At 72.3% G+C, this 23425-nt stretch carries 21 protein-coding genes; 13 read left to right on the top strand and 8 right to left on the bottom strand.

The features are described from left to right. Positions 1 to 1378 precede the first annotated feature (1378 nt). A complete protein-coding gene (locus Sco07f_RS32820) occupies positions 1379 to 1738 on the bottom strand; it encodes a hypothetical protein (protein ID WP_244942184.1) in 360 nt (119 codons plus the stop codon). Positions 1739 to 1929: 191 nt separating this feature from the next. On the opposite strand from Sco07f_RS32820, the gene Sco07f_RS40255 reads away from it, so the two are divergent. Then, positions 1930 to 2250 carry an SH3 domain-containing protein gene (locus Sco07f_RS40255; RefSeq protein WP_167468294.1) on the top strand — a complete coding sequence of 107 codons (321 nt, stop codon included), beginning with the start codon at positions 1930 to 1932 and terminating at the stop codon, positions 2248 to 2250. A gap of 374 nt (positions 2251 to 2624) precedes the next feature. After that, positions 2625 to 3083 (top strand): iron chaperone, encoded by a 459-nt coding sequence (locus tag Sco07f_RS32810; RefSeq protein WP_007387430.1) that lies wholly within the window; start codon positions 2625 to 2627, stop codon positions 3081 to 3083. A gap of 194 nt (positions 3084 to 3277) precedes the next feature. Here Sco07f_RS32810 and Sco07f_RS32805 read toward each other — a convergent pair whose 3' ends face one another. After that, complete coding sequence (locus Sco07f_RS32805) at positions 3278 to 3589, bottom strand: hypothetical protein (protein ID WP_007387460.1); 312 nt, start codon at positions 3587 to 3589, stop codon at positions 3278 to 3280. Beyond that, positions 3586 to 4038, bottom strand: coding sequence for a MarR family transcriptional regulator (locus tag Sco07f_RS32800; RefSeq protein ID WP_007387459.1), 453 nt, complete (start codon positions 4036 to 4038; stop codon positions 3586 to 3588). Before Sco07f_RS32800 ends, Sco07f_RS32805 begins: the two co-directional genes overlap by 4 nt. A gap of 835 nt (positions 4039 to 4873) precedes the next feature. On the opposite strand from Sco07f_RS32800, the gene Sco07f_RS32795 reads away from it, so the two are divergent. Continuing rightward, the gene (locus Sco07f_RS32795; RefSeq protein WP_108989967.1) at positions 4874 to 6415 is read left to right on the top strand and encodes an FAD-dependent monooxygenase; all 1542 of its coding nucleotides are present in this window, start codon (positions 4874 to 4876) and stop codon (positions 6413 to 6415) included. Here Sco07f_RS32795 and Sco07f_RS32790 read toward each other — a convergent pair. Further along, positions 6408 to 7076, bottom strand: a complete 669-nt coding sequence (locus tag Sco07f_RS32790) for a ScbR family autoregulator-binding transcription factor (RefSeq protein ID WP_108989966.1) — start codon at positions 7074 to 7076, stop codon at positions 6408 to 6410. The two genes, Sco07f_RS32795 and Sco07f_RS32790, sit on opposite strands and share 8 nt — an antisense overlap. A gap of 158 nt (positions 7077 to 7234) precedes the next feature. Here Sco07f_RS32790 and Sco07f_RS32785 point away from each other — a divergent pair, with 158 nt between their 5' ends. After that, positions 7235 to 8104: an NAD(P)H-binding protein gene (locus Sco07f_RS32785; RefSeq protein WP_108989965.1), complete on the top strand. Its 870-nt coding sequence runs from the start codon at positions 7235 to 7237 to the stop codon at positions 8102 to 8104. A 679-nt stretch (positions 8105 to 8783) separates the two neighbouring features. Here Sco07f_RS32785 and Sco07f_RS32775 read toward each other — a convergent pair. Further along, positions 8784 to 9713 (bottom strand): ScbA/BarX family gamma-butyrolactone biosynthesis protein, encoded by a 930-nt coding sequence (locus Sco07f_RS32775; protein WP_240469310.1) that lies wholly within the window; start codon positions 9711 to 9713, stop codon positions 8784 to 8786. A 354-nt stretch (positions 9714 to 10067) separates the two neighbouring features. Here Sco07f_RS32775 and Sco07f_RS32770 point away from each other — a divergent pair, with 354 nt between their 5' ends. From Sco07f_RS32770 to Sco07f_RS32750, 5 genes are all read left to right on the top strand, one after another. Continuing rightward, positions 10068 to 10277 carry an acyl-CoA carboxylase epsilon subunit gene (locus Sco07f_RS32770; protein ID WP_108989963.1) on the top strand — a complete coding sequence of 70 codons (210 nt, stop codon included), beginning with the start codon at positions 10068 to 10070 and terminating at the stop codon, positions 10275 to 10277. A gap of 145 nt (positions 10278 to 10422) precedes the next feature. Beyond that, positions 10423 to 12015 (top strand): acyl-CoA carboxylase subunit beta, encoded by a 1593-nt coding sequence (locus Sco07f_RS32765; protein WP_108989962.1) that lies wholly within the window; start codon positions 10423 to 10425, stop codon positions 12013 to 12015. 13 nt (positions 12016 to 12028) lie between these two features. Then, the gene (locus tag Sco07f_RS32760) at positions 12029 to 12655 is read left to right on the top strand and encodes a ScbR family autoregulator-binding transcription factor (protein ID WP_007387425.1); all 627 of its coding nucleotides are present in this window, start codon (positions 12029 to 12031) and stop codon (positions 12653 to 12655) included. 341 nt (positions 12656 to 12996) lie between these two features. Beyond that, the gene (locus Sco07f_RS32755) at positions 12997 to 13827 is read left to right on the top strand and encodes an AfsR/SARP family transcriptional regulator (protein WP_007387424.1); all 831 of its coding nucleotides are present in this window, start codon (positions 12997 to 12999) and stop codon (positions 13825 to 13827) included. Positions 13828 to 14302: 475 nt separating this feature from the next. Next, complete coding sequence (locus Sco07f_RS32750) at positions 14303 to 15124, top strand: AfsR/SARP family transcriptional regulator (protein ID WP_007387423.1); 822 nt, start codon at positions 14303 to 14305, stop codon at positions 15122 to 15124. Positions 15125 to 15192: 68 nt separating this feature from the next. Here Sco07f_RS32750 and Sco07f_RS32745 read toward each other — a convergent pair whose 3' ends face one another. Together Sco07f_RS32745 and Sco07f_RS32740 are read right to left on the bottom strand one after the other, a co-directional pair. After that, positions 15193 to 15417 carry a DUF6059 family protein gene (locus Sco07f_RS32745; RefSeq protein WP_007387456.1) on the bottom strand — a complete coding sequence of 75 codons (225 nt, stop codon included), beginning with the start codon at positions 15415 to 15417 and terminating at the stop codon, positions 15193 to 15195. A gap of 194 nt (positions 15418 to 15611) precedes the next feature. Beyond that, entirely contained in the window at positions 15612 to 16898 is a 1287-nt protein-coding gene (locus Sco07f_RS32740) for an MFS transporter (RefSeq protein ID WP_108989961.1), read from the bottom strand. A gap of 395 nt (positions 16899 to 17293) precedes the next feature. On the opposite strand from Sco07f_RS32740, the gene Sco07f_RS32735 reads away from it, so the two are divergent. The 3 genes from Sco07f_RS32735 (at position 17294) to Sco07f_RS32725 (ending at position 21259) form a co-directional block, all read left to right on the top strand. After that, positions 17294 to 18250, top strand: a complete 957-nt coding sequence (locus tag Sco07f_RS32735; protein ID WP_237557358.1) for an aromatase/cyclase — start codon at positions 17294 to 17296, stop codon at positions 18248 to 18250. 184 nt (positions 18251 to 18434) lie between these two features. Beyond that, entirely contained in the window at positions 18435 to 20249 is a 1815-nt protein-coding gene (locus tag Sco07f_RS32730; RefSeq protein ID WP_108989960.1) for an acyl-CoA dehydrogenase family protein, read from the top strand. Positions 20250 to 20284: 35 nt separating this feature from the next. Next, positions 20285 to 21259: a 4'-phosphopantetheinyl transferase family protein gene (locus Sco07f_RS32725; protein WP_244942183.1), complete on the top strand. Its 975-nt coding sequence runs from the start codon at positions 20285 to 20287 to the stop codon at positions 21257 to 21259. A 10-nt stretch (positions 21260 to 21269) separates the two neighbouring features. On the opposite strand, the gene Sco07f_RS32720 is transcribed toward Sco07f_RS32725, so the two are convergent. Then, complete coding sequence (locus Sco07f_RS32720; protein ID WP_054102547.1) at positions 21270 to 21737, bottom strand: nuclear transport factor 2 family protein; 468 nt, start codon at positions 21735 to 21737, stop codon at positions 21270 to 21272. Positions 21738 to 21902: 165 nt separating this feature from the next. Between Sco07f_RS32720 and Sco07f_RS32715 the strand changes: the two genes are divergently transcribed. Continuing rightward, positions 21903 to 23390, top strand: coding sequence for an FAD-dependent monooxygenase (locus tag Sco07f_RS32715; protein WP_054102548.1), 1488 nt, complete (start codon positions 21903 to 21905; stop codon positions 23388 to 23390). Positions 23391 to 23425 lie beyond the last annotated feature (35 nt).

The following is a 23425-nucleotide window of genomic DNA, read 5'->3' as shown; positions in this document are numbered from 1 at the left end:
CGCGTTGACGACGGCCGCCATCAGCTCGGCACGGGTGAACGCCTTCTTCGTCGCCGTGACGCCGGTGCCGGGATCGAACACCACGGCGGCGATGTCGCTGGGCGGCGGGATGCGCGGGCCGCCGGGCCCGTCGACAGATGCTCCACCGTCCGGGCCGGGCGCGGCCGCGGCGAGCATCGCGTCCACGTCAATGCCGAGGGCCTCGGCGCGCTCCCGCCAGCTGGCCCGCTTCCCGTTCGCGCCCGCCGCGTGCTTGGCGCGGCGCGTCTTCGCGGAGACCCGCATCTTGTCCTCCAGCGAGGCATCCTCGCCGGCGACGGGCGGGCCGCCCTCGCCCCACTCCACGGCGTACACCAAGGCAGGGCAGCCGTCGCGGAGGCGGACCCGGGTAACCGTGCGGGTCCGCCGTGCCGGGCGGCCAGGAGGGCGTCCAGCCATCCCTTGACCGCACCCGGCCGTGAGGATCAATCCCGCAGCCATTAACGGTAGTGATGATTCCGCTTATTGGTGGGGCGGACAGCGATGCAAGACGCCTTCAAATTTCAGGTAGGGCGCAGAAGCCGCCTACGCCGAGAGCCTGGAAAGATACCGATCGTCATACCGCGACCTGGCCACACCCACTGCGGCCAGCCACGCCAGGGAGAAGGGCTCGCATGGCACGCAAGCGCGCACATACGCGTAAAAACCGGATCGCTTCCCCCATCCAGAAGATCCGCGGTGCCAGGTTCGCTAGCCCGGACCCGGACTCGGAGGCCATTAGGGAGTTGGACGAAACGCACTTCCCGTCATGGCGCCAACAGACCAAGAAGCTCGTCGCTTTCTCCGCAGGCACTCCGGGCGCCTCGATTCCAGGCGCCCCGAAAAAGGCGACGTGCAAGGGATGCGGGCGTGTCAGGCCTTCATCGAAAACGTACTGCCCGGCCTGCGTGGAGAAGATCCGCACAGGCAAGCTCAAGCCTTGACCTTCGGGGGTGGGGACCCCCCGACCGGACGCGACCGCCCCTGTCTCTTGGACCTCCGCGAGGACGATGCCGCTCGCCTGGTCACGGTGGGCGGGGCGGTACAGCGACCAGTCCCCTCCCTCGGGCCTGAGCCAGCCGCCGGACCAACCAGTCCAGTACGTGCACAGGACGCGTCCGGCGAGAGACCCGCCTGCGAATCGCACGATCACGGTGCACTCCATTCCAAGACAGGCACGCCCTGCCTCACCTCTTGAGGCAGGCTCGGGGTCAGGAGCACAGGAAGCCGCAGCGAGATAGTGCGAACCGCAGAACGTTCATCCTGTCCAAGGGCGCCTGCCTCTGCCCGGGAGAGCAGCCTCGAGACCGCCCCGGCCGGCGGTCTGCGGCAGGACCGTGCTGCGCCCGATGAGATGCAATTACGCTCGTTTCAGACACGTGGCGGGCACCTGGCCGCCACGGACGATCCTCCAGACGTGCCCTTCCCGACCGCATTTGCGGTAGGCCGGGCCGCTCCATGTGCGAGCGATCGCCTCGATGCACGAGGTCACCACGTCCCCCCGGTGCAGGTAGCGCACGACCGGAGAGTCCGGTGACGCCACGGGCTTGTTGTCCTCCGGCATCCGTACCGCGACCTTCTTGCCGGTGACTTCCCACTTCTTCGCGCACGCTTTCACGCTCGGTGTGGAGACTGCAGACGGTGCCGCCATCGTCGGAGCGGCCGCAACCGGGGACACCGTGAGGGCCGCCACCACGGCGGCCAGCATCAGCTTCTTCATGACCCGCCCAACTGATGCACTTGCCGTTCCGGGACGCCGCGTCCACCATGATCACCCACGCGGCCGAACCCGTTCTGCCCTTCACTCCTTGATTTACTTCTTTAAGAGGCGCATCGGCGTTGCGGCGTCCCGGCCAGGTGATCATCGATCAAGGAGCGTGTCTGTTGGCCGTGCCCACAGTTGGGCGTGGCGTGAGACGACTGATGATCGCTGCCGCCGCGGCAGCCACTTTCACCGCTGCCATCCTCTTCGCCGGTCCCGGGCCCGCCACGGCGGCCGGATGCGGGTACACGGCCACGACCACGGTTCACTTCCGCTCCGGTCCCGGCAGCGGCTACGTGTCGCTCGGTCTTCTGCGGGAGGGGGACCGGCTGGGTACGCCGAAGGAGAAGCGGAGTGGGTGGTGGAAGACCTTCACCATGGACCGCACCGCGTCCGGCATCAAGGCCGGGAAGACGGGGTGGGTCAAGGCGTCCTACCTCAGTAAGTCGGTGTGTATGCAGCTGGACTGAACCGGTGGTCAGGCAGGTCGTGGCGCGGAGCAATCTCGGGTTCAGCACCCGGGCGGGTGCGCAGGTACTGCTGACTGAGCTCGGAGCACTTAGCAGAGCGGCCCCTTCTCCCGTTCGGCTGGCCGGGTACACCTCCCTTGTGATGGACGAATGGGGCAGGGCCGCCGCACCGGGCATCCTTCGAGCCGTCGGTGCGAGCCGAGCCACCGGCCACCGGCCCGCCCCCGGCTTCGGGCGTACCGCGTGCGGCATTCGAGGCAGGCTCGAGTGGATCTCGAGGGCTGTGTGCGGGGCGGGTGTTGTACTGGGAGTGTGACCGGGCTCGCGAGACGTACCGGGTCGGGCGAGCAGACCCACGGGCTACGGGAGGGACCATGAGCAGCACCGAGAACAGCACGTACGAAGGCTTCTCGGCCGAGGAACGTGCCGCGATGAAGGACCACGCCAAGGAGCAGAAGGCGGCGGCGCGGCGCGGCTCGCGTGCGGACAAGGCGGCGTTGGCGGCGCAGGACGTGCTCGACAAGATCGCGGAGATGCAGGACTCGGACCGGGTCATGGCCGAGCGGGTGCACGCGGTCGTGACGGAGACCGCGCCGGACATCGCGCCGAAGCTCTGGTACGGCATGCCCGCCTATGCCCTGGACGGGAAGATGATCTGCTTCTTCCAGAGCGCGGCGAAGTTCAAGGCGCGTTACGCGACGCTCGGTTTCAGCGATCAGGCGAAGCTGGACGACGGCGACATGTGGGCGGCCGGTTTCGCCCTGGCCAAGGTGACGCCTGCGGTGGAGAAGCAGATCGCCGAGCTGGTGAAGCAGGCCGTGAGCCAGGGCTGATCCCTGCGCAGCCGTCAGGGCCTCGCCGTTCTCGCGGCGGGGCCCTCTTGCTTGCCTCCGCCTTGCCTCCGTCTTGCCGCTGTATCGCATGGTCACGGACGCCTTCGCCGCATGTGCGTCGGGTCAATCAAGGCGTCCCTGGGAGCGCTCTTCATTGACGTCAGGGCAATGAGCAGCGCTCCCCGGGGGACGGGTCACGTCGCGCGGCGCAGTGGGACGACGACGTTCTCGCCGAGGGCCTTGGGGCTGAGGCGGTAGTAGCGGATGTGGGCGAGCCGGTCCGACTCCTCGAGCCAGCCGGACTCGATGACCTGCTTGCGGGTGCGGGAGAAGACGGGGGCGGACATGCCCACCAGGGCGGCCAGGTTGGCCGCGGTCTCCGTGACCGCGCCCGCGCGGTCCGTGGGGTGCAGGGCGTAGAGCATGACGACGAGGCGCTGGTTGGCGGTCATGCCGGCGGTGGCCTGCAGCAGTTCCAGGTTCCTCTGCTTGTCGTCGCTGGTCACTGCGCCTCCCACCGTGCAGGGGTCATTTCGTTGAAGCCGGGGATGTCCGGTGGCTTGCACGTCCTCACCGCTTCACGTTGCTCGAGACCAGTCCCGTGAAACGCGATGTAGGGGCTGATCCTGTAGAGGTTGTAGTTGCCGATGCGGCCCCGCACGATCAGGATGCGGTGCTTGACCAGCTTACGGTTGATCTTCCCGACGGCATCCGTGGACATTCCCACCCGTCGGGCGATGTCCGCCCCCGTCGACCTCAGTGGGTCCATGCCTTCGGGGGAGACGCCGATCCACCACAGGACCAGGAACTTCTGGCTCGGGGTGAACGCCTTGGACTCCGTGATCGCCTCGACGCGGGCCTTGTCCACCTGGGTGTGCCGGCCCGAGAAGGCGTACGGCGCGTAGGGGACCACCTCGCCCGTGTCGGCGTCGACCAGTCTGCGTACTGCTCCCAACGGACCCTCCGTGGACGGGGGTGGTGGATGTGTTCGTGCGACGGCCGGGCACTGACTCGATGAACCTAACGGACATGAGCAGGAAGTCAATCAACTCGGCTTCACGGGCCGTGTCGCTTGCCGTGCCGCTTGCTCTGCGGACGCGGCCCGAACGGCAATCTACCGGGGCAGCTCATTGACGTGAGAGCAATCCAGGGCGTTCCTGGGATCGTGGTACCCGGTTCCTGTGGACGTGGTGGCAGTCCGCAGGAACCGGGTACTCAGTTCTCAGGAACGTCCTCCCAGATCCTGCGAACTGCCCGGCAGTTCGCAGGATCTGGGTCCTGAACAGTGTTTTCGCAGGCCGGACGCGGTTCGGAGGCGGCGCCCTCTTCAGCTTTCAAACGACGGTCGCAGGGGGACCCGGTGCCGCGCGGTGCTGCGTCGGTGGTCCGCTCCCGGGCGGTCGTCGCGAGGTGCGTCGAGGCACCTCCCGTACGGGCTCTTTGGACACGGCCTCGAGCACCCCTGCACGCCGTCTGGACCTGTACCACCGAAAGCCCGCCACGACGCGCCCGCGCTCGACTTCCCAGGCGCGCGTGTGTCTCGGACGACCCCCACCGGGGCCGGCCATGTCATGTCGGCAGGAAGGTGGTTGGGGGCGGGTGTGGGGCGGGAGGGGGCGTGCGGCCGCAGGTCAGAGCCCGGAATCCCGGCGGCCGGATCGTGGCCCGTTCCCTCCTCTTGAAAAGAACCGTCCATTCGGTTTATTTTGTGGCCTCGCGCCGCCCCGCTCGACGGAGGCGGGCGGTACGCCCCTGCGGCAACGCCCTAGAGACCAAGGGGAGGTCCTACGGTGAGAAATCGTCTGCACGCGCAGGTCGTGGTGGTGGGAGGAGGCCCCGTCGGCATGCTGCTCGCGGCCGAACTGGGGGAACGCGGAGTCGACACCGTGGTGCTGGAGACGAAGGCCTCGGTCTCGGAACGTCCCAAGGCGAGGGTGCTGCACGCACGGGCCCTCCAGGGGCTGGCCAGGCGGGGGTACTTCCCCGAACTCGTCGGCGGTACGGCGCCGGCGGGGGAGAAGGCCGAGGCTCCGTTCCGGTTCGCCGGGATACCGGGCCTGTGCATCACCGCGCCCGCCTCGGAGCCGGGCCCCGTCCTGAAGTGCCCCCAGGCCGAACTGGAGCGGCTGTTCGAGCAGCGGGCACGGGCGGTCGGGGTGCGGGTCCTGCGCGGGCGCCGCGTGACCGGGGTGGTCCAGGAGGAGCGGGGCGTCCGGGTCACGGTCCAGGGGCCCGCGGGGTGCGTCGAGTACGCCGCCCGGTACCTCGTGGGCGCGGACGGCGGCCGCAGCACCGTACGGGAGTTGGCGGGGGTGCCGTCGGAGAGCTTCCGGGCCACGACGTCCGGGCTGGCGGCGCTGGTCACGCTGGAGGACGCCCGGGAGCTGCCGCCGGGCTGGCACCGCACCCCGCGCGGCTGGATCGTCGCGCACGACATCCCGGGCGCCGGCACCCACGTCAGGACCCTCGACTGCTCCGGTCCCCATCCCGACCGTCACCTGCCGCCCAGCACGGGGGAGTTGCGGGACGAGCTGGCCCGGATCGCGGGGCGGGAGATCGCGTTCCGGGAGCCGCGCTGGCTCAGCCGGTTCAGCGACTTCGCGCGGCTCGCCCGCTCCTACCGCCTGGGCCGGGTCTTCCTCGCCGGGGACGCGGCGCACCTGCACTTCCCGGTCGGCGCCCAGGGGCTGAGCACCGGCGTCCAGGACGCCCTCAACCTGGGCTGGAAACTCGCGCTCGCCGTGCGCGGGCACGCGGGCGGTGACCTGCTCGACACCTACGACCAGGAACGCCGTCCGGCCGCCCGGCGGGTCATCGACAACACGGTGGCCCAGCTCGCCCTGATGCGCTCGGAGCCCGGCGCCGACTCGCTGCGCGCCCTGTTCTGCGGGCTCGTGGCGGCCGACCGGGAGAGCCACCACCTCAGCGACCTGATCAGCGGTCAGGACACGGTGCTTCCCGGGCGTACGCGGCGGCCCTCCGCATGGACGGGAAGGTTCCTGCAGAACCTGGGGCTGAGGACGGGCGCGGGCCGGACGGACGTGATCGGGCTGTTGCGGCCCGGCAGGCCGGTGCTGCTGCTGTTCGGATGGGCGGGCGGGCGGCACGCCGAGCGGGCGCGCGGGTGGGAGGACGTGGTGCGGACGGTCCACGTGGCGCCCACGCCCGACGTGCCGTGCGAGGCCCTGCTGGTGCTGCCCGACGGTTACGTCGCCTGGGCCGCCGCCCCGGACGGGGACCGTCTGGAGGACGCGCTGTCGCTGTACTTCGGCGAGCGGTCGCCCCGGTCCGGGGAGCGGGCGGTCATGACGGGCGCCGGGGTGCTCAGCTGACGGCGGCCGCCGGCTGCTGCTCGAAGCGGCTCCGGATCTCGTCGTAGACGACTTCGCCCCGCGACTCGGACAGGTCCAGCGAGGCCAGTACGGAGGGCACGGCGATGCTGGGGAAGAGATGACGCAGCAGTGCGGAGGACCGGCTCTGGAGGTCCTGGTAGCCGCTGACGGTCTGGGACATGGACTGCACGCCCGCGAACGTGCCCACCACGACGTCGGCGGTCACGGACGGCACGACCTGGGGCAGCAGCTCGCCCTGGCTGCGGGCCGTGTCCAGCAGTTCCCGGACGACGACGCTCCAGCGCAGGAAGGGGCCGCTGCGGTCGAGGCCCTCCGCGTGCTGGTCCATGGTCAGCCGCACGCCCGCGCGCACCATCGGGTCGGTCTGCAGGCGGTAGGCGTGCAGCAGGACGACGTCGGCGAGTTCCTGGATCTTGCAGGGGCGGCCGGGGATGACGAACCGCTGGTCCTGTTCGTGCAGGACGCCCTGGGCCAGCTGTTCCTTCGACTCGAAGTGGAAGTACAGAGCTCCCTTGGTCACGCCTGCGGCGTTGAGCACCTCGGCGATGGTGGCGGCCTGGTATCCGCGCTCCTCGAAGATCTTGGCCGCCGCTTCGAGGATGTTCTTGCGCGTACGGACGGCACGGTCCTGCTTCACCACTTGCGGTCCTCCCTCTTCCTGACGATCGCTTCGGCGGACGGAGGCTTCGGCGACCCCGCAAAAAAACCGCACAGTATGTATCTTACAGCCGGTGCAGTGGTTGACCTCAAGACGAGGCGAAGACCGCTTCCGGCCCTTTCGGCGAAGGGGGAAGATCGGTGATTCTCGTGACGGGCGCCACCGGGACCGTCGGACGGGAGGTCCTGCGCATGCTCCCCGCCGGACTCGCGGTGCGCGTCCTGGCCCGGGAACCCTCGCGGGTGGCGCCGCGGGACCGCGCGACGGAGGTCGTGGCCGGCGACTACGCCGACACGGGTTCGCTGGAGCGCGCCCTCGCGGGGGTGGACCGCGCGCTGGTCGTCACCTGCCGGGTCGGCGGCGACGACGACGCGCGCTTCGTCCGTGCGGCGCGCGCGGCGGGGGTGGGGCACCTGGTCAAGGTGTCCGCGGCCGCCGTGGCCGACCGCGGGGCGGACGACCTCGTCACCCGCTGGCAGCGCGCGAACGAGGACCTGCTGCGCGACTCCGGCCTGCGCTGGACCCTGCTGCGCCCGCGCTCCTTCATGTCCAACACGCTCTCCTGGGCGGCGTCCATCGCCGCCGAACGGGTCGTACGGGGGTTGTACGGCACCTCGGTCAACGCGTGCGTCGACCCGCGCGACGTCGCCGCCGCGGCCGTGTGCGCGCTGACCGGGGACGGGCACGAGGGGCGGGTGCACACCCTGACCGGACCGGAGCCGATCAGCGCGGCCGAGCAGACGGCGCAGCTCGGCCGGCTGCTGGGCCGTCCGCTGCGCTTCGAGGAGCTGTCACCCCGCCGGGCGCGTGCCGTGCTGCGCCGGCGGCATCCCGAGGCCGTGGCGGAGGCGCTGCTGGCCAGTGCGGAACGGCAGCACGCCGGGGCCAAGGCGGGCGTCGAGGACACGGTCCTGCGGCTGACCGGCCGCGCGGCCCGGCCCTACCGGACGTGGGCCGAGGACCACCTCGAGGCGTTCGGCGCCGTGCCGTTGTCCGCCGGGGAGCGGTAGGGGGCGGACTTCTTCCGGCGGGCTGTTCCGGGGTCTTTTCCAGGGGCCTTCTCCTGGGGGCCTTCTCCCGGCGGGCTTTCCGGGGCCCTCGCCGGGGGTGACGAGGGGGGCGGGCGGACCGGGGCCTTGCCGCGACCGGTTCCGGTTCCGGTCCGTTGTTTGGTCCGGTTCCGATAGCCGTGTGCGTCGTTTGGTCCGGCGCCGATAGCCGTGTGCGTTGCTCGGTCCGGCGCCGGGTCCGCGTGGATCGCCTGGTCCAGTTCCGATAGCCGCGTGCATCGCTTGGTCCGGTGCCGGGCCCGGCCCGTTGCTCGGTCCGGTCCCGGGACCATCACCCAGCCCCAACCCCAGCTCGGGTCCCACTCCCGGGTCCCAGTCAGGGCCCCAGTCTGGGTCCCAGTCCCACTCCCGGCCCTGGTCCCGCCTCCAGCACCAGGGCTGTCGCCCGGCCCCGGCCCCGGCCCCGGCCCCGGCCTCGGCCCCGGCCTCGGTCCAGGGCCCGGTCCAGGGCCCGGCCCCGGCCCCGGTCCAGGACCCGACGCCCGCTGACAACCGCTCTGCCCGCACCGGTGGTTCTCCGACCGGGGGGGGCGCCCGCGCTCATGCCTGAGGCCCGTCCGGGTCCGCCCGGGAAGGGGCGACGCGGGCGGGCCTCAGGGGACTCGGGGACGTGTGGTTGTCAGGCCTCCGGTGCGGCCGTCACGGTGGTGCTGAAGACGGGCCGGCCGTCCTGTCGGCCGGTGACCAGGACCGACTCCGGGGCGTCGGGGCCGGACGCGGGAAGGCGTACCGCGTCGATCAGGCAGGGCTGGTCCAGCTCCGCGTACTTGGTGAACTCGCACTCGAGGCCGACCGGCAGGATCGAGGGTCTGGCCAGGACCGCGGTCGCCGCCTGGCGGGCGGCCTCGAGCAGGACCATGCCGGGAACGTGGTCGACCCGGTGGTCGAAGAGGACCGGGTGCCGGGTGTCCACGCGCAGTTGCCAGCGCCCCGGGTCTCCCGTGGGGGAGAGCACCACGTCGGAGGGGGACAGGCGCCCCACGCTCTGCGGCGCCACCGGAGCCGTCAGCGGGATCGGCCGGTGCCCGGCGTCGAACACGTGCGGGGGACGCAGCCGCCGGTACACGGCCGGGGCGAGGGTGGTGAAGGAGATCCGACCCCACCCGGCGGGCCGCCCCTCGCGCAGGACCGTCGTCTCGTACGTCAGGCCGGACAGCCGGCAGCCGCGCCTGCGGACCTCCGTACAGGTGACGTCGAGGTCCAGCGCGGCCGGTGTCCAGTCGATCCGCGTCTCCTCGGGACGCATCGTGAGCGTGAGGTTCTCCATCAGGAACTGGTTGCCGAAGGGGACGCCGAACTCGGCGTGGGCGAGCAGGGCGCCGACCTGACGGATCGTTTCAGCGGCGATCAGCGGGTCGTGGTGCACCCCCACGGGGGTGAAGAAGCTGTGGCTCCGCGGCCACTGCGCGGCCATCGCGAAGTGCGTGTCGTCCAGTCGCTGCCAGTCGGTGAGCATGACCTCGGCGACGGCCGCGCGGTGCACCAGCTCCCTGGGGACGGTGGTGGACACGGGGCCCTGCCGCAGTGCCGCCCGGGAGGGTTGAGTCATGGCTTCCGCCGCCTGCTCGATCGACGGACCTTCCATCCGAAACGTGCTCGCGGTCATCGCTCCCCCAGAGTGAGATCGGATGTGGTGCGGAGGCCCATAAAGTAAAGACCAACCGGTTTGATTTCCAGAGGAATTGCAGCCTCCGCCCAGGAACGTTCCGAGTCGCCCTGTGGGGACGTACGGGTGGGTTCCGGCGGGGTCGACCCTGCTCCGGTGTTTCTCCAGCTCATGCCTCACGGAGCGCCGGCGCGCGGCCCCGCCGCCGTGCGGCCGCCGCCCCAGCGTTCCTCAAGCGGTGCTGAGGCCCTCCTGTAGCGGTGTGCCGCACGGTGGCCGGGGTGGAAAGGAGCCGACATGGGTGAATCCGGCGCCATGGCGCCCGCGTTGCGCATCGAACGCGGTCGGGCCGACGCGGACGAGCTGGCCGCGCTGGCCGTGGTGCTGTGCTCCGTACTGGCCGGGCGGGCGGCGGCGGACGAGGCTCCGGAGCCCTCCGGTCATCCGTCGTGGCGGCGGGCGGACCGGTCCGGCGCGGCCTACCGCTCGCCCCACTGCTGGCGATAGGGCCCACCGGACCCACCGGGCACCGGCCCGGCAGCACTTACCAGGGCTTATTCATGCGCGTGCCACACGCCCCCCTTATAAACCGCATAGACGGTTTGTTAACCTGAGGGGCCCTGTCGGCCGCGCTCATGAGGGAGGAGGCATCGTGACAGTCCTCAACGACATTCCTCAGGTGTCCGCGCACCTGTCGGGCGGCCGCGGATGCGTGGCCGAGCTGCACGGGATCCGTGCGCAGGCGCTGGCCGGGCCGAGCGAGAAGGCGACGGCGGCGCAGCACGCCAAGGGCAAGCTGACGGCACGTGAGCGCATCGAGCTGCTCCTGGACCCGGACTCCTTCCGCGAGGTCGAGCAGCTGCGCCGGCACCGGGCGAGCGGGTTCGGTCTGGAGGCGAAGAAGCCGTACACCGACGGCGTCATCACCGGCTGGGGCACGGTGGAGGGCCGTACGGTCTTCGTCTACGCGCACGACTTCCGGATCTTCGGCGGTGCGCTGGGCGAGGCGCACGCGACGAAGATCCACAAGATCATGGACATGGCCATCGCGGCCGGTGCCCCGCTGGTCTCGCTGAACGACGGTGCCGGTGCCCGGATCCAGGAGGGCGTCTCCGCGCTCGCCGGCTATGGCGGCATCTTCCAGCGCAACACGAGGGCGTCCGGGGTCATCCCGCAGATCAGCGTGATGCTCGGCCCGTGCGCGGGCGGCGCGGCCTACAGCCCCGCCCTGACCGACTTCGTGTTCATGGTCCGCGACACCTCGCAGATGTTCATCACCGGCCCGGACGTCGTCAAGGCCGTCACCGGCGAGGAGATCACCCAGAACGGCCTGGGCGGCGCCGACGTCCACGCCGAGACCTCCGGCGTGAGCCACTTCGCCTACGACGACGAGGAGACCTGCCTCGCCGAGGTCCGCTACCTCCTCTCCCTCCTCCCGCAGAACAACCGGGAGTTCCCGCCCCGCGTCCCGTGCGCCGATCCGCAGACCCGGCGCTCCGAGGTGCTCCTCGACCTGGTCCCGGCGGACGGCAACCGTCCCTACGACATGGCCAGGGTGATCGAGGAGCTGGTCGACGACGGCGAGTACCTCGAGGTCCACGAGCGCTGGGCCCGCAACATCGTCTGCGCCCTGGCCCGCCTCGACGGCCAGGTCGTCGGCATCGTCGCCAACCAGCCGCAGGTGCTCGCCGGCGTCCTGGACATCGAGGCCAGCGAGAAGGCCGCCCGGTTTGTCCAGATGTGCGACGCCTTCAGCATTCCGATCGTGACGCTCCTGGACGTACCGGGGTTCTTGCCGGGTGTGGACCAGGAGCACGGCGGCATCATCCGCCACGGAGCCAAACTGCTGTACGCCTACTGCAACGCGACCGTGCCGCGCATCTCGCTCATCCTGCGCAAGGCGTACGGCGGCGCCTACATCGTCATGGACAGCCAGTCCATCGGCGCCGACCTCACCTACGCCTGGCCGACCAACGAGATCGCCGTCATGGGCGCCGAGGGTGCCGCGGGCGTCATCTTCCGCCGGCAGATCGCGGAGGCCGAGGACCCGGAGGCCATGCGGGCGCGCATGGTCAAGGAGTACAGGTCCGAGCTGATGCACCCCTACTACGCGGCCGAACGCGGCCTGGTCGACGACGTCATCGACCCCGCGGAGACCCGCGAGGTGCTCATCCGCTCCCTCGCGATGCTCCGCACCAAGCACGCCGACCTGCCCTCCCGCAAGCACGGCAACCCGCCGCAATAATGGAGCACTTTGAATGGTCAAACAGGAGCGAGCGCTGCGCACCCGCGAGGCGCTGATCAAATCGGCCGCCACGGTCTTCGACCGGGACGGCTTCAGCGTGGCCTCCCTCACGGCGATCAGCTCGCTGGCCGGAGTGAGCAACGGGGCGCTCCACTTCCACTTCGCCAGCAAGGCGGCCCTGGCCGACTCGGTGGAGGAGGCCGCGGCGGAGCGGCTGGCGCACATCGTCACGGTCCATGAGGAGGAGGCCGCCAACGCCCTCCAGCTGCTGGTGAACACCTCGCACGAACTGGCCCGCCGGCTCACCGCGGACGTGGTGCTGCGGGCCGGGTTCGAGCTGAGCCGGGACCAGGTCCGCGAGGGCGGGCCGGGGCTGTACCAGCAGTGGCACCGGTGGGTCGAGGGGGCGCTGAAGCGCGCCGCCGGCGAAGGCGTGCTCAACCAGGTCAAGCCCGAGGACGCGGCGACGTCCGTGGTGGCCGCGACCACCGGATTCGAGGTGCTGGGCCCGCAGGACCCGGAATGGCTCTCCCATCGCACGATCACCAGGTTCTGGCGGCTGCTGCTGCCCCGGCTGGCCGATCCCTCCGTCCTCGGCGACCTGGTGGCGGCCGGGAGCCGGCCCCACGTACGACCATAACAGACCGCGTGGTTTGTTAAGGCTGCTAATTATCCCTTTTGTCTTCAGGTGGACCATCGGGGCGGGTGCCGTGACGGCACCCGCCGTGCAGCCTGCTCGGCCTCGCCGATGATCCAAACTGCCCTTGAATCGGGGCTGTTGGCCCTCCAGGGCGACCAAAAAACCCAGGAAGAAGCGACTCGTGCGGGTCGACACGCGTCCTTCCCATTGACAAACCGACTGTGCTGTTTTTTTAATCGTGTTCTAGCCGGAGTCGTCGAGCGCCGTCCCGGCGCACCAGCGGCGGCCCTCACGGCCTGGATCCGTATGCAACCCGGCATGGACACAAGGGGGAAAAGACAGTGGACATCGAAGTTCTGGGCGCGCTGTCAGTCCGCGAGCACGGCATCTCGATCACGCCGACGGCTCCGAAGCCGCGGCAGGTGCTGGCCCTGCTCGCTCTGCACGCCGACCGAGTGGTCCAGGTCTCTTCCCTGATCGAGGAGCTGTGGGACGACGAGCCGCCGCGCAGCGCACGCACCACCCTTCAGACGTACGTGCTCCAGCTGCGAGAGCTGATCGGCGAGGCGCTGGCCAAGGCGGGGGAGGAGGGCGTCACCGCCAAGGACCTCCTGGTCACCCTCCCCGGGGGTTACCGCCTGGACACCCGCGGCGGCCGGATCGACTTCCGTGAGTTCGAGCAGCAGGCCGGGGCGGGCTACCGGGCCATGGACGCCGAGGACTTCACCGGCGCCGCCCGGCGGCTGCGGGAGGCGCTGACGCTGTGGACGGGCTCCGCGCTCGCCGACGTGACCGCGGGCAGCCGTATCGGCCTCGAGGTCAAGCGCCTGGAGGAGGCGCGGCTGTGCGCGCTGGACCAGCGCATCGAGGCCGATCTGCGGCTCGGCCGCCACCGCGAGCTGCTGTCCGAGCTGACCGTGCTCGTCAACCGGCACCAGATGCACGAGAGCCTGCACGGCCAGTTCATGGTGGCCCTGCACCGATCCGGCCGGCGGGGCGAGGCCCTCAGCGTCTACCAGCGGCTGCGCACCACCCTCGTACGCGAGCTGGGCCTGGAGCCCTCGGCGATGATCAGCCGGCTTCAGCGCTCCATCCTGACGGCCGCCCCGGAGGCCGTCGCGGCCCGCGGCGGGGACGCCACCGGCCGGGCCGTGGCCGCCCCGGTGGGCTGACGCGCCGTACCTCCCGCACCGGCGCGCGTACCCGCACTCGCGCCAGAACCCGCACTCGCGCCCGTACCCGCGTGGACCACGGCCGTGGCGCGCGCGAGTACGGCTCCAGCGTTCCTCCCGGACGCCCGGAGCCGTTCCACAGGGGCCCTTGCCGTTCTTTCGGGCGCAAGGGGACCACCCCGAAAGGCGATCGACGGAATTCCTCCGCGACGGTCGGTCGCACAGTCGGTCGCACGGTCAGTCGCACGTCAGGGACGCGCCGGGAAAACCCGGCGCGACGACGCAACACGACGGCTCGAAGACCCCTCGACGATTTCCGAGGGCGGTGTCGTGGCCGGATCCGGTGCGCCTCGTGCATACGTCGTGCGGCGAGGACATCGGCCCCCGAGTGGCGCAATATCGACGAACCTCGGGTGCCGATTCGCACACCGGCTCGGAAACCGGGTTCAGCCGTCGTGGTACGGGGAGGGAAACCATGAAGATTCGTGTTCTGGGTCCACTGAGTGCCGACGTCAACGGCATGTCGATTGTTCCGACGGCCGGCAAACCACGCCAGATCCTCGCGCTGCTCGCCCTCTACCCGGGCCGGGTCATGCCCGTGCCCACGCTGATGGAGGAGATCTGGGGCACCGATCTGCCGCAGAGCGCCCTCACCACGCTGCAGACCTACATACTCCAGCTGCGGCGCCGGCTCGGCACCGCCATGGGGCCCGGGGCCCCCGGCACCGCCAAGGACGTGCTCGCCACCCGGCACGGCGGCTACCTGCTCCAGATACCGGCCGACGCGGTCGACGTCCACGAGTACGAACGCCTCGTCCTCGAGGGCCAGCAGGCGTTCGAGCACGGCGAGGACGAACGGGCCGCCCGCACCTACCGCGACGCGCTGAACCTGTGGCAGGGGCCCGCGCTGGTCGACGTACCCGTCGGCCCGGTTCTGGAGATAGAGGCGATGCGGCTGGAGGAGAGCCGGCTGGTCACGCGGGAGCGCCGCATCGACGCCGACCTCAGGATCGGCCGGCACGCGGAGGTCACCGCCGAGCTGATGGACCTGACCGCCCGGCACCCCGAGCACGAGGGGCTGCACTCGCAGGCCATGGTGGCGCTGTACCGCTCCGGCCGGCAGGCGGGGGCGCTCGACGTCTACCACCGGCTGCGCCGCCGCCTGGTGGACGAGCTGGGCGTGGAGCCCTCACCGCAGTTGCAGCGGCTGCACCAGGCGATCCTCGCCGTCGACCCCCAGCTGGACCTGGCGGCCGGGCCCCGGCGCAGCTCCACCTTCGACCTGTACGCGGCCTGAACCCCCGGCGCACGCGCTGCGGCGTCCGCCCGCGCGGCGCACGCGCTGCGGCGCTCGTCCCGCGGCCGTCAGCCCACCCGGCCCATGTCTCTCAGCAGGGCGCGCTCCAGTGCCGTCAACGGCAGGTCGGGGCGCAGCCGTTCGGGATGGCCGGGCGGCGGCACGTCCACCGGGTGGGCGCCGGAGCGGGCCGTCTCGCCCGCGAGCTGGGTGGCGCCGACGGCGACCAGGCACTGCCAGACGTCGGTCATCAGGGCACGGGCCAGCCGCCGCACACGCCGGGCGAACACCATCACGCCTCCTTCGGGCCGAGGATTGTCGACACCGCCCGGTCAGGCTGGGTCGGCCCGCTCGAGAACCGGCCGACGTGCGCTCGAGACCGGGTGGAGCGGGGCCTCTACGTGAAGGGGCCTTACGTGAAGGGGCTTTACGCGAAGGGGCCTTACGTGAAGGGGCTTTACGCGAAGGGGCCCTACGCGGACGGGCCCTACGCGGAGGGGCTCTCCGCGGCCGGAGCCGGAGCGGGCGCCTCCGTCGCGGGGGCGGGAACCTCCCCGACGGCGACGGGTGTCTGCCGCCACGGCAGGAGCAGCGCGCTCGCCAGGCACAGCAGCCCGGCGACGAGCAGGGCGCCGCGCACCCCCGCCGCCGCGGCGACGACTCCACCGGCGATCATGAAGGCGGCCTGGCACGTCTTCTGGCCGACGGACCAGGAGGTGGCGACCCGGGCCATGAACGCGTCCGGCGTGGCCGCCATGCGGTAGGTCGTGAACGACGGGTTGAAGACCCCGGCCGAGAAGAGCAGGCCGAAGTCGACGGCCACGATGACGCACACGCCGAGGGCGCCGGACGGCGTCAGGGGCAGCAGCACCGTCCACAGCGAGCGTGCCACGCCGGACAGCAGCAGGACGCGGCGCGGCCCCCACCGCCGGGTGAGCGGCGGGGTCAGACGCGACCCCAGCACCCCGCCCAGGCACGGCAGTCCCAGCGCGAGCCCGTACTGCCACGGTGCCAGTCCCAGGTCGTCCAGCATGAGGACGGCCATCAGCGGGGAGGTCATCATGACGGCTCCGCCGAAGAGCAGCGAGTTGAAGAACAGCGGCCGCAGCCCCGGGTGCCGCAGGAGGTACCGCCAGCCGGCGGCGATGCCGCGGCCCGGCCGGGAGCCGGGGGCGCGGGCCGGCGGCGCGGGTTCGGGCTGCCGGATACGGCGGATGCACAGGGCCGACCCGAGGAAGGACAGCGCGTCGGCCACCAGCGTGGCGGCCGCGCCCAGGGCCCCGATCAGGAGACCGCCGGCGGGCGGTCCCGCGCTGACGCTGACCCATCTGGTCGTCTCGAACAGGCTGTTGGCGTGCAGCCGGTGCTCGGACGGGACCAGTGTCTTCAGGTGCGCCCCGCTCGCCGCGTCGAACGCGACGGACGCCGCCGTCTGGAGGATGCCGACGGCACACAGGTGGGCGAAGGTGAGCGCGCCGAAGGCCATGGCGACGGGAACGCTCGCCAGCACCGCACCGCGGGCCAGATCGGCGGTGACCATGACCGGCCGCTTGTACCGGTGCTCGATGTGCACACCGAGCGGCAGGGCGATCACCCCGCTGGCCACCGCGGACAGCGCGGCGAGCAGGGAGACCTGGAACGCCGAGCAGTCCAGCACCAGGAGGGCGACCAGCGGCAGCGCCCCCATGCCGACGGCGCTGCCCGCCGCGCTGACCGTGTAGGCGCCCCACAACCACCGGAAGCCCTGCCCGGGCACGCTCCGCCGTACCGACAACCGATCCTCCCGCGGGTGTGAAGCCGCTCAGAGTAGTCATCGTTCGGCGGACCGCCCAAACGGCCGCGCAGCGCCGGGACCGCCGGGCAGCGCCCCGACTGCCGCGCAGCGCCGCGACGGCCGTGGACCGTTGTTGCCGCCTCGGGACAGGGCCCGGTCGGGTGCGGATCGAGCCGGAGTCGGGCCCGGCCGTCGGCGGTGCGGGGGCGCCGTCCCGCGCTGCGGGTTCGAGCGGGGTTCGAGGAACGGGCGAGCCGTCCTCCACCGGATCAGGACACAGTCCATGGCGAGCCTGTACGGGCCGGCGGGTCGCGGCGTCCCATGGCCGTCCGCCCGGCCCCGGGACGTCCGAGACGAGAGGGGTGTGACGGATGTATCTCGCGCCCGTGCACCGTATGGCCCAGCACACGGAGGTGGACGCACCGGCCGGCGTGCTCTACGGCCTGATCGCCGACGCCCTGCGCTGGCCGGTCTTCCTGCCGCCCACCGTCCACGTCGAACAGCTCGAGTTCGACGGGGAGTCGGAACGGCTGAGGATGTGGGTCACCGCCAACGACGAGATCAGGTCCTGGACGACGCGACGCGTCCTCGACCCCGTGGCCCACCGCGTCGACTTCCGCCAGGAGGTGCTGCCCCGGCCGGTGACCTCCATGGGAGGCAGCTGGTCCGTCGAGCCGCGGGGCCCCGAGCGGTCCCTCGTCACGCTGCGCAACGACTTCTCCGTGGACGGCAACGCGCGCGCCGACGTCGACTGGGTCAGGCGGGCCACCACCGCCAACAGCCGTGCCGCCCTCGCCAATCTGCGCGGGCTCGCCGAGCGCTGGCGCCGCCTCGACGACCTCGTCCTGTCCTTCGAGGACACGACCCGCGTCGACGCGCCGGTCGAGCCGGTGTACGACTTCCTGCACCGCTTCGGCGACCGGCCGGACGCGGTGCCCGGCGCCACCGGCATCGACATCGCCGAGCAGGCACCCGGGGTGCAGTTGATGACCGTGCGCCTGAACGGTGCCGACGGCACCGCGCGGACGACCGAATCGGTCCGGATCGGCTTCCCGCACGCCGGGCGCATCGTCTACAAGGACGTCCGGGACAGCGAGCAGCCCGCGCTGCTGGCCGCGCACGCGGGGGAGTGGTCGGTCGAACCCGAGCCCTGGGGAACGGGCGTCACCGTCGTCGCGCGGCACCACGCCGTGCTCGACGAGGACGGCGTGCGCGAGCGGTACGGCGACGGCGCGGACGCGGTGCGTCTCGCGCGGGAGGCGCTGCGCGCACGGCTCGCCCGGGAGAGCGCCGCCGCGCTGCGGCTGGCCAAGGAGCACGCCGAGGGGGCACTGGCCGCCCACGGAGCCTGAGCCCGCGCCCGCGGGCGCCGCCGCCCGGAGGCGAGACCCCGTACCCCCTCACCTCCGTACCCCCATACCTCCGTATCCCCGTACTCCGTGCTCCCGGGCACCGGGTCGGCCCTCGCGGCCCCCGTGTTCTCGTGCCGAACGCGCCCGTCCGCACCCGCCGGACGGGCTGAAGCTGGAGGTCCCAGTGAACGACAGCCTGACCGCGGGTGCCGGCACGTCCCTGACCGAGGGGCCGCCCGCCGGCCCCCGTGCCCTCCGGGTGCCCGGTGACGGGCCGGCCCGGGCCCGGTACGTCGAGGACCTGCTCGGCGACCCCTTCGACGCAGGCAACCCGCACGGCCAGCAGGCGCTGCTCGCCGCCGACGAACGGCGCGAGGTCCCCTCGGCCACCGAGGAACTGCTCCACCGCTTCGGCCTCGCCGCCGAGTTCGTGCCGCGGGACCTGGGCGGACGGCTCACCGGTGTCGAGGGGCTCGCCCAGGTGCTGCGGCCGGTCTTCCGGCGCGACGTCGCGCTCGGCTTCGGTGCCGGGATGACCGCCCTGTTCGCCGCGTCCGTGGTGTGGACCGCCGGTGACGAGCGGCAGCGCCGCGACACCGCGCTGCGCCTGCTCGGCGGCGGCCGGTTCACCATCCTGCACCGCGAGTTCGCCCACGCCAACGCGATCCTGCGCGGCGAGTACACCGCGCGCGGGGTGCCCGGCGGCGGCTACGTGGTGGACGGCCGCAAGGAGGTCGTCATCAACGCCGACCGCGCCGACGTCTTCGTCTCCTACGTCCGTACCGCGCCCGGCGACGGCCCGGACAGCCACTCCGTGTTCCTGCTCGACACCGGCCGGCTCCCGGCCCGCGCCGTACGCCGGCTGCCCCGCGCCCGCACCCACGGCATGCGCGGCGCCCACTACGCCGGACTCGAGCTCACGCACTGCCCCGTGCCCGCCGACGCCCTCGTCGGACGGCAGGGCGAGGGGGTCTCGCTGGCCCTGCGCACCTTCCAGGTCAGCCGGGCCCTGGTCTCCGGCGGCGCCCTGGTCGGCGGGATGGACAGCGCGCTGCGCTACGCCGTCCGGGCGGCCGGCGAGTCCCGCCGCGGCCTGGTGCTGCACGGCCGTCGCGGCCGGGTGCTCGCCGGGGTCTTCGCCGACCTGCTGGCCTGCGACAGCCTCGCCGTCGCGGGGCTGCGGCTGCTCGACCTGGCGCCCGAGCACGCGCTCGTCCCCTCCGCGGCGGTCAAGTACGCCGTGTCCGCGCTGCTCCACGAGGACCTCGACGAACTCGCCGCGGTGCTCGGTGCCCGGGGCTACGACCGGGGCCCCACCTACGGCGGCTTCCAGAAGCTCGTGCGCGACCTGCCGGTGGCCGGACTCGGACACGCCGGCACCGCCGACACGCAGGCCGTGCTCGTCCCCCACCTGCGCACCCTCGCCCACACCGCCCGGAGCGGCGAGCCGGGGCACGAGGCGCCCGCGGCGCTGTTCACGCCCGGCGCCGAGGAGGCCGCACTCGACTTCCGGCGGCTCGACGCCGAGCCCCGCGACCCGCACAACGGCTGCGACGGGCTGCTCGCCGCGCTGCTCGGCGCCGCCGCCCGGCTCGACGGCGAGCGCGGGCGCGGCCCCCGGTGGGCGGCGCTCGCCGACCTCGCCCGCGTCTTCGCCACCGAGGTGCGCCACCTCGGCGAGCGGTGCGCCGCGCTGCTGGGACGCCCGGACACCGGGGGCCTCGCCCCGGCCGCGTACGTCCTCGTCGACCGGTACTGCCTGCTGATCGCCGCCGCCTCCTGCCTCGCCGTCCGCGAGAACGCCGACCCCGCGGCCGGGGACGGGGGCCTGCTCGCCGAACCCGACTGGGCGCTGCTCGCCCTGACCCGGTTCGGCCGCCGCCTCGGCCTGGAGGTGCCCGACCTGCCGGACGGCGTCGCCCGCGACCTCGCGGCCCGCCTCGTGGACCGCTACCGCGACGGACGCAGCTTCGACCTCTACGGAATGCGGCTCACGTGAGCCCCGACCTCGACAGAAACGATTCGGCTCCGCCGGTGCGGGGCGGGAGTGCCGGCGTCACGGACGACATCGATGCCCGGGACGCCGGTGGTGTGCTCGGTACCCTGCGGCGGCTGGGCGACCTCGGTGTCGTCGTCACCGCGCACGGCCGTGCCGTCGCGCCGCCCGTGCACGTGCCGCGTCCGGACAGCTCGTGGCTGCGGCTGCGGGAGGACCTGCTGGACCGCGGGGTCACGGTGGCGTACGCGACCTGGACCGAGTGGTTCCCCGCGGTGCTCACCACGCCCCGGCTGCGGCCCCTGCTCGGCCGGGACTGGAACCGCTACACGGCGACCCGCGACCCGGCGGTCCGCTGCCGGTTCGCCGCGTCCCGGCTGCTCATCAAGTACACCGCGGCGGCCGCGCTCGGCATCGGGCCGGAGGACATCGACATCGCCTACCGGCTCGGCGGCCGTCCCTACCTGCGCGGCCTCGACCAGATCGAGGTGGCCCTGACGCACACCGGTGAGCTGATGGCCGTGGGGATCAGCCGGGTGGGCCGGATCGGTCTGGACGCCGAGTGCGCCGACCGGCGCTTCGACCTGGACCTGATGCGCGGCCGGATGTGCACCCCGTCCGAGGCCGCCGAGCTGTCCGTGCTGGCGCGGGACGAGCAGGCGGCGTGCCTGCTGCGGCTGTGGACGCTGAAGGAGGCGTACACCAAGGCGCTCGGGCAGGGCATGCGGCTGGCCTTCACCGAGTTCGGCTTCGGACTCGGCGAGGGCGGCCTGCGCACCCCCGGCGGCGCCGCGGCCACCGGCGAGGAGTGGGCGTTCGCCACCCACCCGGTGCTCGGCCGCTACCTGGTCAGCACGGCGTGCCACGACGCCGGGCTCGACCCGGACGGCGACACCTCGGTCGGCACCATGCTGGACCGGCGGCTGCTCACCGCGATGACCCCGCCGGGGGAGCAGGGCCCGGGCGGCGACCAGGGCCCGCCCGGGGAGCGGGGCCCCGTCGCGGACTTCTGAGCGCGGCCGGTCAGTCCCGCGCCGGGGGCCGGCCCTCGGTGAACTGGACCGTGAACGACAGCTCGTCCAGCCGCCACCCGGCAGCCGTCCTGCGCGCCCCGCCGCGCACCAGCGTGCCCGCGCGGAACAGCGGCGGCCGGTCGCCGCCGGGGTGGTGGACGTGGGTGGTCAGCACGTTGGCGCGCAGCACGGCCCGGTCGCCGCTGACGGTGACCACCGCCGGCGAGCCCAGGTGCTGGGTGCGCGCGAACGCCGCGAGCGAGGCGCGGTGCCACTCGGCGAGCCCGGCGCGCCCCTCGTGGCGGCTCATCGGGAAGGTGACGACCGCGTCCTCGGTGAACAGGCCGCGGGCCCACGCGTCGTCGGGCTCCTCGTCGTCGAGTGTGACCAGGTAGCGGCCCAGGAGCTCCGCGACCAGGGCGGCGTCGGTGGATTCGGCGACCGTGGCCGAAACGGCGGGCGAATGGTTGGAAGTCACCGCCCGAGCATGGCGCCGACCGTGCCCGCCGGACCAGATTCCTGCCAGAGATCTGACATTGCCGACAGAGTTCTGTAGTGGATTGCGCAAAGCCTGTACCGCACTCGCTTTACCGTTTCTCCGTGGTCCGGCGATACTCATCAAACACCAGTCGGAAGAGGGCAGATGGACACCTTTGACGCGGACGTGATCATAGTCGGAGCAGGTCCCACCGGACTCATGCTCGCGGGCGAGTTGAGTCTCAACGGAGTCTCCGCCCTGGTCCTGGACCGGCTTTCCGAACCCATCAGGGAATCCCGCGCCCTCGGCTTTTCCGCGCGCACGATCGAGGAATTCGCACAACGCGGACTCATTTCCCGCCTCGGTGACGTCGATGTCATTCCCTTCGGTCATTTCGGCGGCGTGCCGCTCGACTTCCGGGTCCTTCCGAACGGCTCGTACGGCGCCCGCGGCATCCCCCAGTCGCGGACCGAGGCGATGCTCGCCGGCGTGCTCGCCGAGCGCGGCGTCGAGGTGCGCCGCGGCGTCGAGGTCACCGGCGTCGAGCAGGACGACGACGGCGTCGACGTCCACACGGCCACCCCGGACGGCACCGGCACGCTCCGCGCCCGCCACGTCGTCGGCTGCGACGGCGCCCGCAGCGTCGTGCGCACCGCCGCCGGCATCGACTTCCCCGGCACCGAGCCCACCGTCGAACTGCGCTTCGCCGACATCACCGGCGTGAAGCTGCGCCCGCGCTTCAGCGGCGAACCGGTGCCCGGCGGCATGGTCATGGTGCTGCCGCTCGGCCCGGACCGCAGCCGCGTCATCTACTACGACCGCGCCCAGCCGATGCGCACCACCCCGGGCCCGATCACCTTCGAGGAGGTCGCCGAGGCATTCCAGCGCCTGTCCGGCGAGGACATCGGCGGCGCCACGCCGCTGTGGGTCTCCTCCACCACCGACGTCAGCCGCCAGGCCGCCGAGTACCGCAGGGGCCGCGTCTTCGTGGCCGGCGACGCCGCCCACATCCACCTGCCGATCGGCGCCCAGGGCATGAGCGCCGGCATCCAGGACGCCGTCAACCTCGGCTGGAAGCTCGCCCTCGACATCAAGGGCCTGGCCCCCGAGGGACTGCTCGACACCTACCACGCCGAACGCCACCCGGTCGGCGCCCGCATCCTCGCCAACACCCTCGCCCAGCGCACCCTCTACCTGGGCGGCGAGGAAGCCGGGCCGCTGCGCCAGGTGTTCACCGAGCTGGCGCGGCACGAGGAGGTGCAGCGCCACCTGGTCGGCATGGTCACCGGCCTCGACATCCGGCACGACGTCGGCTGCGAGGGCCACCCGCTGCTCGGCCGCCGCCTGGAGGACAAGGAGATCACCCGCGACGGCGTGAAGCAGAGCGTCTTCGCCCTCCTGGAGCCGGGGCGCGGCCTGCTGCTCGACCTCGCCGGCGGCGCCGCACTGCGCGCCGCGGCCGAGGGCTGGTCGGACCGGGTCGACACCGTCACCGTGTCGGGCCCCGACGGAGACTGCGGCCTCGACGGCATCCTCGTCCGCCCCGACGGCTACGTCGCCTGGGTGGGCGGCGCCGGGGACGGTCCCGCCGCCGGCGCCACGAGCACGCCGCTCGCCGACGCGCTCGCCCGCTGGTTCGGCCCGGCCGCCTGACCGGCCCCGCCCGACCCGCACCCACGTCGCGACTC

The sequence above is a fragment of the Streptomyces coelicoflavus genome, assembly GCF_003112555.1.
Taxonomy (GTDB): domain Bacteria; phylum Actinomycetota; class Actinomycetes; order Streptomycetales; family Streptomycetaceae; genus Streptomyces; species Streptomyces coelicoflavus.
The sequence above is the reverse complement of the archived record's forward strand: the minus strand, read 5'-3'. Positions and strand labels throughout refer to the sequence as shown.